Origin of the sequence: Gracilimonas sp., from assembly GCF_040218225.1 — a bacterium.
In the GTDB taxonomy this organism is placed as follows: domain Bacteria; phylum Bacteroidota; class Rhodothermia; order Balneolales; family Balneolaceae; genus Gracilimonas.
In genome coordinates this window covers 883,322-899,277 of sequence record NZ_JAVJQO010000008.1, presented here as the reverse complement: position 1 = coordinate 899,277, position 15,956 = coordinate 883,322, and the positions used below count along the sequence as shown (strand labels likewise).

Sequence of the window (15,956 nt, the reverse complement as noted above, 5' to 3'; positions counted from 1 at the left end):
CAACTAGTCATTTGCGGAGGCACAGCTCCCAGTAGGCTTGATCGGTAGTTTTAACCTCGCTGGCGAGTTCTTCTATGTAATCGTTTTTTGAAGGAAGAGCAGGAAGTCCTGTGAAGTATTCTTTAATAGGATCATACTCCGGAACAAAGTCAGAGTTCAGCAGGCTCCTAAGATTGGCTTCGGTAGTTTTACCACCATCTTTTTTATGCTGCTGATAAATGCTGTTAAAGCGCCGGTCATCGAGTTGTTTCCATGAACCGTTCTCTTCTATTTCAGTATAGCTTTTTACAGTATTATATCGAAAGTTGTACAAGTGACTCAGGTAAGCTCGTAAGTCATTGGGGTCAATTATGACCTGTTGTTGGATACGAGTGGAGGCTCCGAAATTGGTGGGGTCAGTACTTCATAACCCGGTATTATTTTTTTTCATAATTTTATTTTGTTTATATGTTATAATTAATTCTATTATATAATAAAGCACAAGTCAAGTGAATTTTAGAATAATTATGAAAAACCTCCAGTAGCGCGCGTACCAGAGATTTTTCATTTATTAAGAAAGGTTTAGTTGTTTATATAAATCAGGTTAGCTTTTTGCAATTGCCTCCATCAATCTTTTATGCTCAGATTTATTTATACGTTCGTTTTTGTAAATGATTAGTCTACTTGATTTGCCACTAGATTCTATATCAGCCATCAGTACTGCTTCAAAATGACCAGTAATATTAGGTATCTGAGTTTTGTGATCAGTAAGTCTCAAACGACCAAAAAATATAGAGCCATGCATCTGCCCAACACGGTACATATATATAATCTCTAATTCTTTTAGTTGTTCAGCTAAGTCTTTTTTGGGACTTGTCATGATTGATTCGCAGTATAAACTACCTTTACCATTACTTAGATGGCTGAATACTTTAATTTTTCCGCTAATTTTAATATTCATTTCAGCCTCCTGCTTTGCTAATTGAGTGTTTCTTCTCTTCGCGTTTGTTAGAGTAAAACTCTTCTAAAGCGGCTGACCATTTCTTTAGTTCTTGCTTCAGGTCATTACCTGTATACCGTCCATCTAGGTAAATATGTTCGACTTGATCTCCACGGTCTACGATCGCTATATGTTCAGATATAAAGTACAACTGCTCTTCATCATGGGTTTCAAGATCGATATCCTGAATTTGATCAGGGTATTTTTCTTTTAAATCATAATGGAACATTTCAATAATGTCGTAATGATCACCTGGATTATCCTTACCATGTGTGACAGTTATAGTAGCTAGGTGTTGATCTGCTATTTCGGGGTCTTTATGATGAGTAAAGACTTTAGTTTCCGATATATAGGATATATTATTTATGGATTTTTCCATTTTCCTCCATTAAAAGGATTAATGTTTTAATTGATAGGAAATGATAGGGAAACTATATTGTGGGATTGGGATTACAGGTAAAAGATCATCCCAAATTATATTTTTAAGCTATTCCAATATTTTTTAATCCAGGAGTCTGTAATGGTGTCCGGATACATTTTATCAAATGCATATGCAATCTCAGAACACATATTACCTTGATGATAGGTCCAGTATTTAGTGTTATTTATTTTATTTGTTTTTTGTTTAAACAAATAAGTCCTTGAACGACTAGTAAGAGTGTATTGCTCTGAGATTTTCTTAAGTTCGGTCTCAAAGTCATGAATAGTAGTTATTTTACCTTTCTTTATAGCTCGGATAAACCCCCCGAAATTTTTTCGTAATCGCTCCCTTTTATCAGCTAATTTGATGACTACACTACTCTCAACCCTTTTTCTTAATCTAGACCCAATATCTGCTTTTTTAATTTTATTAATTATTCCATATTGATCCTTTAGGCATACGGCCGTGATATATACATGCATTTTCTCTTTGACATAAAATATATATCGTAATTTATCTGACTTTAAGCTGTATAGTAAAATGAAGTCAATACGTTCGTGATCATATAACACTTTTTTAAGGCAATAACCTTTAGGAATCAGGAACTCTATGATGCTTTTTCCCGGTTTCTCCCTTGAATAGCTAAAGTTTCCATGCTCGTCATAAAGATTTAAATTGTCAAAATAGCTTTCAATGCCAGCTATATCTTTATTAAATTCATAATAGGGTGAGTTAATACTTTCAATAGTATCTATTTCTGAATACTCAAATTCTGATTGAGGTGAATTCAATTTACCCTGTATTCTCGCATGTTGTTTTAACTCAATGTTCATTACAATTGCAATTTTATGGCTCGTTTTATAAAAAAATAATCAAATTTGTCGGTAATAATATCAAATAAAATGTTAGCAAATGTGCTGAAAAGAGGGAATAATGATTTCCTAATTGAACATTCAGTGAAGTTAAATCCCGAAGAGATACATTTTGAAGATGGTTTTACCTGAGATGTTAGAAATTTGGGTATTACGGAACCGGGAATCTCGAAATCACTATTCCCAGCAAAGAAGACTCAAAAAGCAGAGTCGTTGATTTTGAGGATTTATGAAGGCGGTTAACATATAAACTTCTAAAAATGATATATCAAGCAAAACATATAATTTCAATACGCGATCACGTAGATAGTGTGTTTCTGCTTCATATAAAATTCCCAGAACAGGTTGATATAAATGTTGAGTTGGCTGAGATCAATAAATTGTGGGGCGAAAATCCATCAGGTTCTCAAATAGTTGATGAAAAAGAGTTATCAGGATTTTTTGACAAACATGGGCACTTTGTGTTTAGCAGGAAAATTAAGGAGCCAACCGCAATATATATAGAATTAGAGAAGGGGTACGAATTTCAGGATCTGATTTTAGAAGACTCAGGAATGCTAAAAAATATATTTATTTCTGATATGGGGAGATTGATCTATGCTTTTTATATGACTGGAAGCTCAGACATTGTTATTCAGGGTCGTAAGGTAAAAGGCTCTTATATTGAAAGCCTGATTAGTACTTCTCCCACTGATTCCCGAATTAGACACATATTGTTTGAGAGGAGTAAGATGGATAATTCTAAACCTGAGTATACCGTTGATGATTTACTAACAGCTGATGAAGTAGCTGAATATTTAAAAATGAGCAAAGGAACCTTTCAGAATAAATTATCGAAAGGTGAGATAATTAACCCTGTGATAATAGGTGGTAGTAAGAGATGGAAGTATAGGGATTTAGTCGATTGGATAAAGGAATTGAAGCCATAAAAACAAGACGAAAACTAGACGAATTCCATGAAAAAGTGTGAAAAAACATGAAAATTCGTGACTCGAAAAGTTGAAATGAGGCTTTCAGGGCCATATAGCGAGGGTGAACCGTGAATCCCCGCACCTCCACTTTATACTTCAAAAGCCATCATATTCGAAAGAGTGTGATGGCTTTTTTTTGTTTTCACATAGACGTTTTTTGAGAACATACAGATAGCTGAAAAAGCAGTTTTAATAGCTTTTCCAGTGGGCTTGCCAAACGATGCTTATCGTTCAGCAAATTGTTGCGCATCAACCATCTGGTTGATGCTTATGATTTTGGTCAGCGATGCTTATGTGTTGGAATAGTCAAAGTGTGTACTGACTTTTTTGTTTTTGATCAGCTTTCCTAAGACTGATGCTTTCCCTATAATCCGTTGATATTAAATTGATTTAAACCAAAGCTCTTGGTCTGACGACTCCAAGCTCGTCCGACCAATGGGTGGATTTGGCTTCTTGATACAGGGATAAACTTAAATTGTTATAAAAAGTCATTCCGCGGCGCATGCCCGGAATCCAAATGTGTTATTGAATACAAGACTTGATTTTATGACGACATTTAGATTCCTGCCTCCGCAGGAATGACCCTAATTAAAACTACTTTAGCAGAATATTATCTATGCCACTATTCCAAAACGCGGTACTGAATAAATATTTGTCGGGGATTGATGAAAAGAAGGTTGAGCAAGCCTGGGAAGCTTTTACCGCTCATTTCCACAATACCGAAGTTCAACAAAACATCCGCGAAGCTAAAGAAGAATCGTATCAGGAAGGGTTTTTGGATGACCTGTTTGTGAAAGTATTGGGTTATACCAAAAATCCCTCTCCAAATTATAACCTGGTGGTGGAGCAGAAAAACCTAAGTGATTCCAAAAAAGCAGATGGAGCACTTTTGGATGGAGATGAAGTCCGCGGGGTGATTGAGCTTAAGGGCACTGAAACCACTGATCTGGGTAAAGTAGAAACACAGGCTTTTGGGTATAAGAACAAACAGCCGGATGCCCTCTATGTCATCATTTCCAACTTTGAGAAGCTGCGGTTCTATATTGACAACGCGGTGGACTTCATTGAGTTCAACCTCTTCACGCTCACCAAAGAGGAATTCAAGGTACTGTGGCTGTGTCTCGGTTATTCCAATTTTGCGAAGGGGCTGCCAAAGAAGATCAAGGACAGTTCATTAGCGGAAGAAGAAAACGTTACCAAAAAGCTGTACAAGGATTATTCCGACTTTAAGCACGCGGTGTTTGAAAGCATCAAAAAACACAACCCGGAATACGACAAGCTGCTGCTTTTCAAGAAAACGCAGAAACTGCTGGATCGCTTTTTGTTCATCTTTTTTGCCGAAGACCGGAACCTGCTTCCGCCCAATTCCATCCGCGAGATCATCAAGCAGTGGATGGACCTGCGGGATAAGTACGATGAATATGTTCCGCTGTACGAGCGCTTTAAGAAATACTTCGGGTATATGAATGAAGGCCATAAGGGCAAGAACCACGAGATTTTTGCCTACAACGGCGGACTGTTTGCCGAAGACGAAGTACTGAACGATTTGTCCATTGACGACGACCTGCTCTACAAACACGCAACGCAGCTCAGTCATTATGACTTTGACTCGGAAGTAGACGTAAACATCCTCGGCCATATTTTTGAGCATTCCCTGAACGAAATCGAGGAAATTACCGCCGAGCTGGAAGGGCAGGAAGTGGACACCTCCAAAACCCGGCGTAAAAAAGACGGGGTGTTTTATACGCCCAAATACATCACCAAGTATATTGTGGAAAATACGGTTGGCAAGCTATGCGAAGAAAAGAAAGCCGAACTGGAAATTGTAGATGAGCGTTTTACAGAAGCAAAGCGAAGAACCCAAAAAGGCATTGACGATCTGAAGAAATACAGGGATTGGCTGCTGAACCTGACCATTTGTGATCCTGCGTGTGGTAGTGGAGCATTTTTAAACCAGACGCTGGAGTTTTTGATTGCGGAGCATTCATACATTGATGAATTGCAAAGAAAGTATCACGGGGATTCTTTAGGTCTGTCTGATATTGAAACCCAAATTTTAGAAAGCAATCTCTTTGGGGTAGATATAAACGAGGAGTCGGTGGAGATCGCCAAGCTCTCCCTGTGGCTGCGCACCGCCCAAAAAGGCCGCAAGCTCACCTCGCTGAACAATCACATAAAATGTGGAAACTCGCTGATCGATGATCCCGAAGTGGCCGGCGACAAAGCCTTTGACTGGGAAGAAGAATTCCCGGATGTATTTGCCAACGGCGGCTTTGATGTGGTGATTGGGAATCCGCCTTATGTGAAGTTGGACACGATAAAAGAAACTGCAACAGCTTTAAAGAAACAAGGTTATGAAACATTCAGCATGCGGGGAGATTTATATGGAATATTTGTTGAAAAAGGGTTTGACCTCTTAAAGCCAGAAGGAATCTACTCTTATATTATGCCTAATAAATGGTTGCAAGCTGGTTATGGGAAACCATTGAGAAAATTGTTTCTATCAAAAGAATTGGTTCAGCTAATTGACTTTGGAGATCTTCAGATTTTTGATGGAGCAACAACTTATCCCTGTATTTTTGTTGCGCGAAATGATCAACCAAAAAGTAGTATTGATGTTGCTGTATTAGTAACAGCTGGTGAAGAAGATTTTAACACAATTGTTAGTTCTAATTTAGAAACATTTTCTGTTAATGATTTTAGTGAAAAAACTTGGGTTATATCTTCTAAGAGAGAAAAAGAAATACTAGAAAGAATAAATAGTAATGCAATTCCTATGAAAGATTTTGTTAAAGGAAATGCTAAATATGGATTAAAAACTGGCCTTACTAAAGCATTCTTGATTTCCGAAAAAACAAAAAATGAAATACTCGAAATTGATCCTAAAGCTAAGGATCATATTGAGCCCTTTTTACAAGGTCGTGATATAACAAAATATTCTAATGCTACTGTAAATAGTTATCTAATTCTTTTTAAAAAGGGATTTACTAAAGATAGGTTAGGTGATTGTACAGAAGAAGAAGCGTGGAAATGGTTAAAAGGTGAATATCCTGGAATAACGAAATGGTTAGCACCATTTGAAGAAAAAGGAAAAAAAAGAACTGATCAGGGTGATTTTTGGTGGGAACTTAGAACTTGTGATTATTATGAGGAGTTCGAAAAAGAAAAAATTATGTATCAAGTATTGCAGGTAAAACCCTGTTTTATTTATGATACTGAAGGCTTCTACTGTAATAATTCGATGTGGATAATACCAACTAATGAAATCAGCCTTGTCGGTATTTTGAATTCAAAAGTTGGTTGGTGGTTAATTAAGCAATATTGTACACAGATACGAAATGGTTATCAGTTGATATGGAAATATTTTGGGCAAATTCCTATTCCAAAAAAATTAAATGGTAATCTTAAAGGTCATGTAGAAAAGATTATAACCACTAATAACAAGCTTCAAAAGCATACTGAAAAGTTTTCAAATTTATTGCTATCCAAATTTGACATAGAAAAACTATCTCAGAAACTCCAAAGCTGGCACGAGCTCACCTTCAAGCAATTCCTGAAAGAGCTGAAAAAGAAAAAAGTAGAACTCAACCTCGATAAAGAAGCCGAATGGATGGAATACTTCAATCAGCAAAAAGCCCAGGCCGACGACCTCAAATCCCAAATTGCCCAAACAGATTCTGAGATTGACGCGATGGTGTATGAGTTGTATGGGTTAAGTGAGGAAGAGATTGGAGTTGTGGAGGGGAGTGCCGGGTAAAAGCTTGAGAGAACATTAGGTATACGTGGTTCTGGTTGACCCAGAATTGAATTTTAAAATAAGAAACAGCAATTATGAAGTTGTTTAATATAAAAGAAGGTAGTGTCGTCCGGGTACATTCTTCCCCTTTTAAGTTGGAAAAGGACATACAAAAGCTGGTTGAAAATAATACCGGTACTTTATTCAACCTGGAGTACGTAAGGTCCGAATTTACTGTGGAAAGCTTCAGGCTTGATACACTATGCTACGACAAAGAATCTAATTCCTTTGTGATTATTGAGTATAAAAACGACAAAAAGTTTTCAGTAATTGACCAGGGGTACACTTATCTGTCTTTACTTTTAAATAACAGGGCTGAATTCATTTTGGAATACAATGAATCGAAAGATGGGATTTTAAAGCGAGATGATATTGACTGGTCGCAATCACGGGTGTTATTTATTTCACCAAGGTTTACTGAATACCAGAAACATTCGGTGAATTTTAAAGACGTACCCTTTGAACTTTGGGAAATTCATAAATACGAGAACGATACTATAGGCTTACAAAAACATGAACCTTCGTCGAGTGCAAGCATTCAAATGACTTCCTCCGGTAAATCTGGATCGGTTGTAGATTCTGTTTCCAGGGAAGTAAAAGTCTATAATGAAGATTATCATCTGTACAAGAATGAAAATCGCCCACAAGAGACTATCGACCTTTATTATAAATTAAAAGAGCGAATTCTTGATTTAGGAGACGATATTGAAATCAAGTATTTAGCACAAACTGTTCAGTTTAAAATTGATAAGTCTATTGTTGACCTGATTATCTACAATTCAGGAGTAGTCGCCGTTATTAATGTGAAGAAAGATGAGCTTGAAGATCCAAGAAAGGAAACACAGGATATGAGTGAAAAAGGTCACTGGGGTAATGGCGACTATAAATATAAAGTGAATTCTGACAGTGATATTGAATACGCTATTTATCTTATAGAGCAGGCTTACAATAAAGCATAAAGAAACCTGAATAGGATTTTTACCTTCGCTACGAAATTCCATCTTCGCAACGCAGTCTGGAAAAGGTTACAGAAGGGGAGCCATTTGATCAAGCTGGAGCATAAATCAAGCTCATCCTTCCATCCTGCACATCAAGGTTCAAACCGGGAGAGGAAAAGGGAGATCCTTCACTACATTTCGCTGCGCTACATTCGTTCAGGATGACGGGGCATTTTAATCATGATGAAAGCCGCCGTTGACGGCTTATGGTGATTTCCCCTCCCGCTTGTCATGCTGAACGGAGTCGACCTGTAGGGAGACGGAGGGAAGCATCTTCCCGAACCGAGATCCCAAGTGAATTTAGGAGATCGCGTCGTCGCCAGGCAATGGAGTCCTGTTTAACCGTATAATACTCCTCGCGATGACCGGGCTTTTACTACTAATTAACGTCCATACCCACACCCAACGTCATTGCGAGGAGGCTGTGTTGTGGAATACAGGGTTGGGAAGGTTAACGACGCGGCAATCTCTCCGAATCGGCATCCCAGGTGGATTAAGGAGATCGCGTCGTCGCCAGGCAATGGAGTCCTGTTTAACCGTATAATACTCCTCGCGATGACCGGGCTTTTACCACTAATTAACGTCCACACCCACACCCAACGTCATTGCGAGGAGCTTGGGATGTGAAATACAGGTTTGGTATATATAACGACGAAGCAATCTCCCCGAACCGGCATCCCAAGTGGCTTAAGGAGATCGCGTCGTCGCCAGGCAATGGAGTCCTGATTCACCGTATAATACTCCTCGCGATGACCGGGCTTTTACCACTAATTAACGTCCACACCCACACCCAACGTCATTGCGAGGAGCTTTAGGTGTGGAATACAGGGTTGGGAAGGTTAACGACGCGGCAATCTCCCCGAATCGGCATCCCAGGTGGGTTAAGGAAATCGCGTCGGCCGGTGGTGTTGCTAAGTTCAGGCTAATAAAGATACTCCCCGCGATGACGGGGATAACTTGAAGCAAACTCCTAAAATTTGACATCCTGATATTGTAGATTATTTTAGAAGCGTACAAATCAAAAAGGGGTATTATGCAACAAAACGAAGTGGTACTGGAAGTAAAAAAAGGTATGAAAATCTATCAACTGACCACCGGGGTACTATGTACCGGTGCTGTCGGTTTCCTTTTCTATGGGATGACAGAACTTTGGGAGTTTATGGAAAAGAATCAGGCGCTGCTTTTCGGAGCAATTATGATTCTTTTTTGCATGGGTATGATGTACACCATGCTTTACAGTTTTCGTCATCGAATTGTCTTTGATAATGAAAAGATGACCCGCCATGGTGTGTATAATAGCAAAGTTATATACTATAAAGATATGGAGGAGATTCGTTTTACCGACCATTATTGGCAATTCAGTGCTACTGGCAAAGTACTGGGGAATGCCCAAGCTTACCTGATTGATTTCAAATATAAGGACAAAGAAAAGGCGATCTCTTTTTTGAAAGAATTATTTTCGAATGAAGACCAACCGAAAGTAATCGTCGACAAGTGAGAGTGTTTCTGACGTTCTTTCGAACAGGCTGCCATTCGTCGCTTAATATGTTCGGGAGAGGTGCAAAAGGAATAACTTGAAGGGGGAAGGGCTTTTGTTTCAAGTAACTTCAATCAATATACGGCGGCAGGGCCCGGCTGACCAAATCTAATTTATTTTGGCCGACCAATGGCTGATTATGTATAAGTAATAACAGGTAATATGTATTCAATGTGATTTTTTAGTGGTGTAATGAGGAGGAATAAAGGTGGCACAGGCAGGTCAGAAAGATCTTACACTTCATTTCGCTGTGCTTTATTTCGTTCAGGCTGACAAGCCTGATATTCGTTTTGCTCATGCCTTCCTCCCCGTCATTGCGAGGAGGCTGTGTTGTGGAATAAAGGGTTGGGAAGGTTAACGACGCGGCAATCTCCCCGAATCGGCATCCCAAGTGGCTTAGGGAGATCGCGTCGTCGGCGGGCAATGGAGTCCTGATTCACCGTATAATACTCCTCGCGATGACAGGGCTTTTACTACTAACCACATCCATATCCAACGTCATTGCGAGGAGGCAGGGATGTGGAATACAGGGTTGGGAAGGTTAACGACACGGCAATCTCCCGGAATCGGCATCCCAAGTGGATTAAGGAGATCGCGTCGTCGGCAGGCAAGGGAGTCCTGACTTACTGTATAATACTCCTCGCGATGACTGGGCTTTTACTACTAACCACATCCATATCCAACGTCATTGCGAGGAGGCTGTGTTGTGGAATACAGGATTGGGAAGCTTAACGACGAAGTAATCTCTCCGAATCGGCATCCCAGGTGGGTTAAGGAGATCGCGTCGTCGGCGGGCAATGGAGTCCTGACTTACCGTATAATACTCCTCGCGATGACCGGGCTTTTACTACTAACAACATCCATATCCAACGTCATTGCGAGGAGCTTGGGATGTGAAGTACAGGTTTGGTATATATAACGACGAAGCAATCTCCCGGAAGCGACATCCCAAGTGGATTAAGGAGATCGCGTCGTCGAAAAAAAGTGGAAGCCTAAGCCCAGGCTAAAGAAACTCCTCGCGATGACGGGTTTATTTATAGTTCTTAGGAATAATCTCGTAGTAAAGGTCTTTCCACTCCGGGTTGAAGTCATTAATCAAATCAATCTTTTTCTGTCGCGATCCTGCCTTAATTTGTTTCTCTCTTTCAATAGCGTGAATAGGATCACCGGGTCCCTCAAAGAAAACCAGCCTGTCTACATTATATCTTTTAGTAAAACCTTTGATTTGTTTGTTCTTATGCTGCCAAACCCGATTTACTAAGTCACTTGTAACCCCGGTATACAGGACTGTATGATGTTTATTGGTCAGGATGTACACGTAAAGGTCTTTATCTCTTGGCATTACAGATTATAATAAAAACGCCCCGTCATTGCGAGGAGGCCGCAAATCCGAATGTAGGGCTGGGTGCATAACGACGCGGCAATCTCCCGGAATCGGCATCCCATGTGGCTTAAGGAGATCGCGTCGTCGTCGGGCAATGGAGTCCTGACTTACCGTATAATACTCCTCGCGATGACCGGGCTTACTACTAACCACATCCATATCCAACGTCATTGCGAGGAGGCGCAAATCCGAATGTAGGGCTGGGTGCATAACGACGAAGCAATCTCCCGGAATCGGCATCCCAAGTGGCTTAGGGAGATCGCGTCGTCGGCAGGTGGTGTAGTCTAAGTCTAAACAAAGATGCTCCTCGTGATGACTGAGTTTTTATTTGTCCAACTTTCCAGAATTGAAGAACTTGTCAGCGAACCGATCATTCATTCAAAATTCAGAATAAGAAACCATGAGAACGAATATATCCTCCGGGGCGGAGTGGGAAAATAAAGTCGGCTACAGCCGGGCGGTGAAGACAGGGAATCAGATCTTTGTTTCCGGTACCACAGGCATTGATGAAAACGGGGACGTTGTGGGTAAAAATGACATCTACCTTCAAACCAAACAATGCATCCTGAATATTGAGAAGGCGCTGAAGGAGCCTGGTGCTTCACTGGAGGATGTGGTTCGTACGCGGACGTTCATCACGGACATAGACCGGTGGGAGGAATTCGGGAAAGCTCATCAGGAGTTTTTCGGGGAAATTAAACCGGCGGCTACATTGGTGGAGGTTTCGCGGCTCATCCATCCGGATTTACTGGTGGAGATTGAGATGGATGCGGTGGTTTAGGTTTTAGTGAGTCATTCGTAGGTATCCTCAGGATGACTCTGTTTTCCCCCCCATTGTCATCCTGAGTGCGTAGTAAAGAACGAGGGGCAGTGCCCGTTAACACGAAGGATCTCAACCTCTGGCATAGCAAGTGGTTTAACCTTTGAAATCCCTCGTGATGTAGTTTAGAATCCTGTCAAGCTATAGTACACTCGGGATGACAACGAGTATGAAAAGGGGCTGTGCCGGGAATTGTCTGGTGAGCATCATGGCCAGAGTTCTTCGGAAGTATCCTCAGGATGACTTTGTTTTTTCCCCATTATCATCCTTGTAGATGGCAAGCTTTGTGGTTTTTGCATTGGGCATAATAAAGCACATTAGTAAGGAAAGGGAGATCCTTCACTGCATTGCGCTACGCTACATTTCGTTCAGGATGACAGTGCTATTACTATATAACAAGTAAGCCGCAGTTGGCGGCTTAAGATTGTTTCCCAATAACCCTGTCATACTGAGCGGAGCGAAGTATCTCATGTTTGTGGTTCCGGGGCATATCAGCAACGGGTTCAGGATGACTGTTAACCACTAAAATCTAACCATCACATTAAACGAAGGCTGGATGCCTAAATCATAGACGTTCACGGCTTGTGAGCTGAGTCGACGCTGCGAGGCCGGTACAGAAGTGTCGATCACTAAATCCAGTTCGCGGTACCAGGTATTCTGATGGTCCAGCAGGTTGAAAACCGAAGCCCCGATTTCTACCTGGGTTCCGTCCAGTTCCATATCATATTCAAAACCGATATCAACACGACGGTAATCATCCAGTCGCTGCTGATCTTCCACCTGTAAAAAGTACAATCGGTTTGGTGTTCCGGAAGCAACGGTCAGGCTGAAAAAGGTTTTCAGGTTGGGAATAACCCGGTATTCAATGGTTGAATTGAAGCTGTGCGTCCGGTCCCATTCGGCATGGAATTCTTCTCCACCCAGCAGATTTGGATTTTGAAAAGTGGCTTCCGAAAGGGTATAAGAGTGGGTTAGCGTCCACTTCTGAAAACGGTTCTTCAGCAAAAACTCAAGTCCTTTAGCCGTACCGTCGTTGTCATAAAACCAGGGCGGGGCATTAAAGCTGTTGATCAGTGTTTGAGCGTTAATGTCAAATAACCGGGCGTTATCCAGCGACTTATGATAGCCTTCCACCTGGAACAACGTGTTGTTCAGAAGCCTGAAATAAACGCCCGCAGTAAAGTAATCTGAAGCCGTTGGCGGCTGCTCCTCCGAACTGAGAATCCAGACATCCGGACTGCTGATATTGTAAAACGCCAGCCGGTGCGTAAACTGGTAATTCCGGCTGTATCCCAGTCCTAAAGAAACATCACGCTCGTTAAAGAATTTCAGTTTTACCCGTGGGGAATAGTACAGGTAATCACCATCTGTATAGTAATGCAACCGTGAACCGAGATGGACATCCACAATATCCAGAGAGGTAACATCAAGCTGGGCATAAAGGTCGGCCAGGCTGGATTCGAAAGAGGTCAGGAATCCGGGACGGTCAAAAGATTCTTCGAAATATTCCCCCAGAAAATACTGGTACGATGCTCCGAATGTCCATTGGGTGTTGGGCAGCACCAGATCGAAAGATTGATCCAGTTTTACTTCGTTGAAAATGCTTTCGTTTTGAAGCGGAAAGGTAAATACTTCTATGTTTGCACCGTTTTGTTGCACGCGGTTATAGACAAAATCATCTTTGCTGAATTCGGAGTTATAGATGCTGACCGCCGCCATCGAGCTGCTGTAGAGCCGGCCAGAAACCGGAGATTTATAGGACAAACTGGAACTAAAATTTCCCCACTCATTAAGGGTTTTTACTTCTTCCCGGGCAAAACGCTGTCCGGGATTGTTGGGGGTGAACCGGCGCACGAGTCGCTCAGCATTCTGGCTCACATCATCGGCTCCATAATAAGCACCGGCGATCAGTCGGCTTCCGTTTTCAAATTCAACATACATTTTTCCATGAAGATCAAAGAAAGCAGCGTCATATTCCCCCGGAAAAACCAGTCGCGATTCCAGATTGGTGATGTTATCGCCGGAGAGATTGCTGGGCCGGTCGATGTTCAGTCCAAAAGCAATCAGTTCATCATTCTGAAACCAATTCAGGGCATTCATATAGGACGTGCGTCCGGAAAACAGCCAGCTGCTTTTACCCGGAACAATAGGACCCTGAAGAGTGGCGTTAAAGGCAGTATTGCTGAGTCCGGCTGAAGCGCCAAAATCATTCAATGAGCCGGTTTTGGTGAGCATGGCTATGGTTCCGCCGGGCGAGGACTGAAACTGTGCGGGCGTCACGTCATAGAAAAAACCGGAGGTTTGAAGTGCGCTTGGGTTGAAACTATCCAGCAGCCCGAAAAGATGACTTTGATTGTAAATCGTAATGCCATCCAGCAGGATGTGTGTGGCATCAGCTGAACTGCCCCGTACATTGATTCCATTATTAAGCGCGGTTCCATTGGTGACGGAGGGAAGGGCCTGTAAGGCTTTGGTGGTATTGTTTTCTCCCAGAGGATTCAGCACGCCGGCGTTTACAAAATTGCGGTAGATGCTGTCGGAGCCTGACGGGTAGGTAAACCCGGTTACAATGATATCGTTTGCCTGAACAGCGGTTGGCATGAGCCGGATAGTCAGATCCTTGAACGATGTATGCTCATTCAGATTAAGCTGAATCTGGTTGTTTTCATATCCAAGATAGGAGCAATTCAGGATAACCGATTTCCCGGATAAGGTTTCCTTAATGCTGAAAACACCGGAGGCATTGGTAGCTACGCCTTTTTTAGTTCCGTTCTTTTCAAAGTAAACGGTAGCGTAGGGTAGGCGCTCGCCGGTTTCGGCATCTACTACCTGTCCCGATACAGAAAATTGTGCAGCTGAGGATGTTGACTGCTTATACAGGATGATTTGCTTTCTGGAGGTATCGGCTTCAACGGCGATGTTGAAGCGGGAAAGTCCGGCCCGCAGTGAGTCGATTATAGATTCAGAAGAGGCCGAAAAGCTTAAGCTGATACCAGCAAGTTGAGATTCCCGGTACAGAAATCGGTATTGGTCTTCGGATTCAATAGCATCAATAATTTCAAGTACCGGAGTCTGATCAAAGTCATATTGTGCACTGACAAAGCGGGGTAAAACAAGGCAAATGATCGCCCCGAAAAATATGATCAGCCATTTCTCTCTCATCATGAATTTGATTTAAAGACATATGAATCTTGACCGGTTTGTGTGAAGGTTCCACCCAATACCAGCTCAAGATCGCTAAGTACAGAAGGCAGATCAGTCAGCTGAACAGAACCGCTCAGGTTTTCCTGAAGAATTCCGGGCTCAGCCTGAATATGGATATTGAAATGCTGCTCCAGTTCACTGAACACCTGTTTTACGGCTTCATTTTGGAATATCAGTTCATTATTCAGCCAGTCGGTAAATGATGTCTCATCTGTATTAGCTATCTGCGGGGTTTCTGTAGTTTCATTCACGGTAGATGATTGTCCCGGAGCAAGTTCTACCGACTGCCGGCTATTCAGGGAAGTATATTGAATGCGTCCTTCCTGAAGGTATACGGTGGAGGCGTTGCCCCAGTCACTCAGTATAAATTTGGTTCCCAGTACCTGTACTTCTGATTGGCCTGTTTTTACCGAAAATATCCGGTCCGGATTTGTGGTTACTTCAAAAAAGCCTTCACCAGTCAGTTTGTACCCGGCTGTTTGTTCAGAAATATCCATCTCGTATAATTTCGAATGGGGGCGAAGGGTGACTGATGAGCCATCGGGCAGTGAAATGGTTTCAGCTGTCGCTAAACTTTCCCCAATCAAAACAGGAGCGGTCAGGTTTTGGTACAGATAGCTTCCTGCAAATGCTGCGATGACTAAGGCCGCGGCTACCGCATATCTTCGGATGGCCGGGGATAATTTGAGAATTCGTGCTGAACCAGTGTTTTCATTAATTTCGGTTTGAATGGAATCCCAGATAGATTCAGAGCTGATGGCTGTTTCGGACTTTCCTACAGAGTCTTTATACTCAAAAAGCCTGCCCAACAAAGGATCTGAAGAACTTTTCAGGACACTGAGATTCGGCAAAGCCTCGCCAATTTGACGCGCCAGCTGAAGGTCTTGATCGTCCGGTGATATGTTTTGATTGTCAGCCATTAAAATTATTGGTCTAAGGAAAAACCAGGCAGACCCGTTCAAAAGTCTGCCCGG

At 41.9% G+C, this 15,956-nt stretch carries 12 protein-coding genes; 5 read left to right on the top strand and 7 right to left on the bottom strand.

Annotation, left to right across the window (positions count from 1 at the left end; all coding sequences use genetic code 11):
* Positions 1 to 7: 7 nt before the first annotated feature.
* The 4 genes from RIB15_RS15295 to RIB15_RS15280 all read right to left on the bottom strand — a co-directional run bounded on the left by RIB15_RS15295 (position 8) and on the right by RIB15_RS15280 (position 2,233).
* The gene (locus RIB15_RS15295; RefSeq protein ID WP_350203044.1) at positions 8 to 313 is read right to left on the bottom strand and encodes a hypothetical protein; all 306 of its coding nucleotides are present in this window, start codon (positions 311 to 313) and stop codon (positions 8 to 10) included.
* 270 nt (positions 314 to 583) lie between these two features.
* Positions 584 to 940 (bottom strand): hypothetical protein, encoded by a 357-nt coding sequence (locus tag RIB15_RS15290; protein ID WP_350203043.1) that lies wholly within the window; start codon positions 938 to 940, stop codon positions 584 to 586.
* Between the two features lies 1 nt (position 941).
* Positions 942 to 1,358 carry a hypothetical protein gene (locus RIB15_RS15285; protein WP_350203042.1) on the bottom strand — a complete coding sequence of 139 codons (417 nt, stop codon included), beginning with the start codon at positions 1,356 to 1,358 and terminating at the stop codon, positions 942 to 944.
* Between the two features lie 95 nt (positions 1,359 to 1,453).
* Positions 1,454 to 2,233, bottom strand: coding sequence for a hypothetical protein (locus tag RIB15_RS15280; protein ID WP_350203041.1), 780 nt, complete (start codon positions 2,231 to 2,233; stop codon positions 1,454 to 1,456).
* A gap of 299 nt (positions 2,234 to 2,532) precedes the next feature.
* On the opposite strand from RIB15_RS15280, the gene RIB15_RS15275 reads away from it, so the two are divergent.
* From RIB15_RS15275 to RIB15_RS15260, 4 genes are all read left to right on the top strand, one after another.
* A complete protein-coding gene (locus tag RIB15_RS15275; RefSeq protein ID WP_350203040.1) occupies positions 2,533 to 3,201 on the top strand; it encodes a helix-turn-helix transcriptional regulator in 669 nt (222 codons plus the stop codon).
* Between the two features lie 658 nt (positions 3,202 to 3,859).
* Complete coding sequence (locus tag RIB15_RS15270; protein ID WP_350203039.1) at positions 3,860 to 7,000, top strand: Eco57I restriction-modification methylase domain-containing protein; 3,141 nt, start codon at positions 3,860 to 3,862, stop codon at positions 6,998 to 7,000.
* A 74-nt stretch (positions 7,001 to 7,074) separates the two neighbouring features.
* Positions 7,075 to 7,998: a DUF5655 domain-containing protein gene (locus RIB15_RS15265; RefSeq protein ID WP_350203038.1), complete on the top strand. Its 924-nt coding sequence runs from the start codon at positions 7,075 to 7,077 to the stop codon at positions 7,996 to 7,998.
* 1,072 nt (positions 7,999 to 9,070) lie between these two features.
* Positions 9,071 to 9,535 (top strand): hypothetical protein, encoded by a 465-nt coding sequence (locus RIB15_RS15260; RefSeq protein WP_350203037.1) that lies wholly within the window; start codon positions 9,071 to 9,073, stop codon positions 9,533 to 9,535.
* Between the two features lie 1,069 nt (positions 9,536 to 10,604).
* On the opposite strand, the gene RIB15_RS15255 is transcribed toward RIB15_RS15260, so the two are convergent.
* Positions 10,605 to 10,916 (bottom strand): GIY-YIG nuclease family protein, encoded by a 312-nt coding sequence (locus tag RIB15_RS15255; RefSeq protein WP_350203036.1) that lies wholly within the window; start codon positions 10,914 to 10,916, stop codon positions 10,605 to 10,607.
* 442 nt (positions 10,917 to 11,358) lie between these two features.
* On the opposite strand from RIB15_RS15255, the gene RIB15_RS15250 reads away from it, so the two are divergent.
* Entirely contained in the window at positions 11,359 to 11,739 is a 381-nt protein-coding gene (locus tag RIB15_RS15250; RefSeq protein WP_350203035.1) for a RidA family protein, read from the top strand.
* Positions 11,740 to 12,300: 561 nt separating this feature from the next.
* Here RIB15_RS15250 and RIB15_RS15245 read toward each other — a convergent pair.
* Together RIB15_RS15245 and RIB15_RS15240 are read right to left on the bottom strand one after the other, a co-directional pair.
* Complete coding sequence (locus RIB15_RS15245; protein ID WP_350203034.1) at positions 12,301 to 14,943, bottom strand: TonB-dependent receptor; 2,643 nt, start codon at positions 14,941 to 14,943, stop codon at positions 12,301 to 12,303.
* Positions 14,940 to 15,902 carry a FecR family protein gene (locus RIB15_RS15240; RefSeq protein ID WP_350203033.1) on the bottom strand — a complete coding sequence of 321 codons (963 nt, stop codon included), beginning with the start codon at positions 15,900 to 15,902 and terminating at the stop codon, positions 14,940 to 14,942. The genes RIB15_RS15245 and RIB15_RS15240 overlap by 4 nt, the downstream gene beginning before the upstream one ends.
* Positions 15,903 to 15,956: the final 54 nt, after the last annotated feature.

Excerpts from the sequence above, each read along its gene's own strand:
- RIB15_RS15265 (WP_350203038.1), top strand. The coding sequence starts at position 7,075 with ATGAAGTTGTTTAATATAAAAGAAGGTAGTGTCGTCCGGGTACATTCT.
- RIB15_RS15290 (WP_350203043.1), bottom strand. The coding sequence starts at position 940 with ATGAATATTAAAATTAGCGGAAAAATTAAAGTATTCAGCCATCTAAGT.
- RIB15_RS15275 (WP_350203040.1), top strand. The coding sequence starts at position 2,533 with ATGATATATCAAGCAAAACATATAATTTCAATACGCGATCACGTAGAT.
- RIB15_RS15260 (WP_350203037.1), top strand. The coding sequence starts at position 9,071 with ATGCAACAAAACGAAGTGGTACTGGAAGTAAAAAAAGGTATGAAAATC.
- RIB15_RS15280 (WP_350203041.1), bottom strand. The coding sequence starts at position 2,233 with ATGAACATTGAGTTAAAACAACATGCGAGAATACAGGGTAAATTGAAT.
- RIB15_RS15255 (WP_350203036.1), bottom strand. The coding sequence starts at position 10,916 with ATGCCAAGAGATAAAGACCTTTACGTGTACATCCTGACCAATAAACAT.
- RIB15_RS15240 (WP_350203033.1), bottom strand. The coding sequence starts at position 15,902 with ATGGCTGACAATCAAAACATATCACCGGACGATCAAGACCTTCAGCTG.
- RIB15_RS15270 (WP_350203039.1), top strand. The coding sequence starts at position 3,860 with ATGCCACTATTCCAAAACGCGGTACTGAATAAATATTTGTCGGGGATT.
- RIB15_RS15245 (WP_350203034.1), bottom strand. The coding sequence starts at position 14,943 with ATGATGAGAGAGAAATGGCTGATCATATTTTTCGGGGCGATCATTTGC.
- RIB15_RS15250 (WP_350203035.1), top strand. The coding sequence starts at position 11,359 with ATGAGAACGAATATATCCTCCGGGGCGGAGTGGGAAAATAAAGTCGGC.
- RIB15_RS15285 (WP_350203042.1), bottom strand. The coding sequence starts at position 1,358 with ATGGAAAAATCCATAAATAATATATCCTATATATCGGAAACTAAAGTC.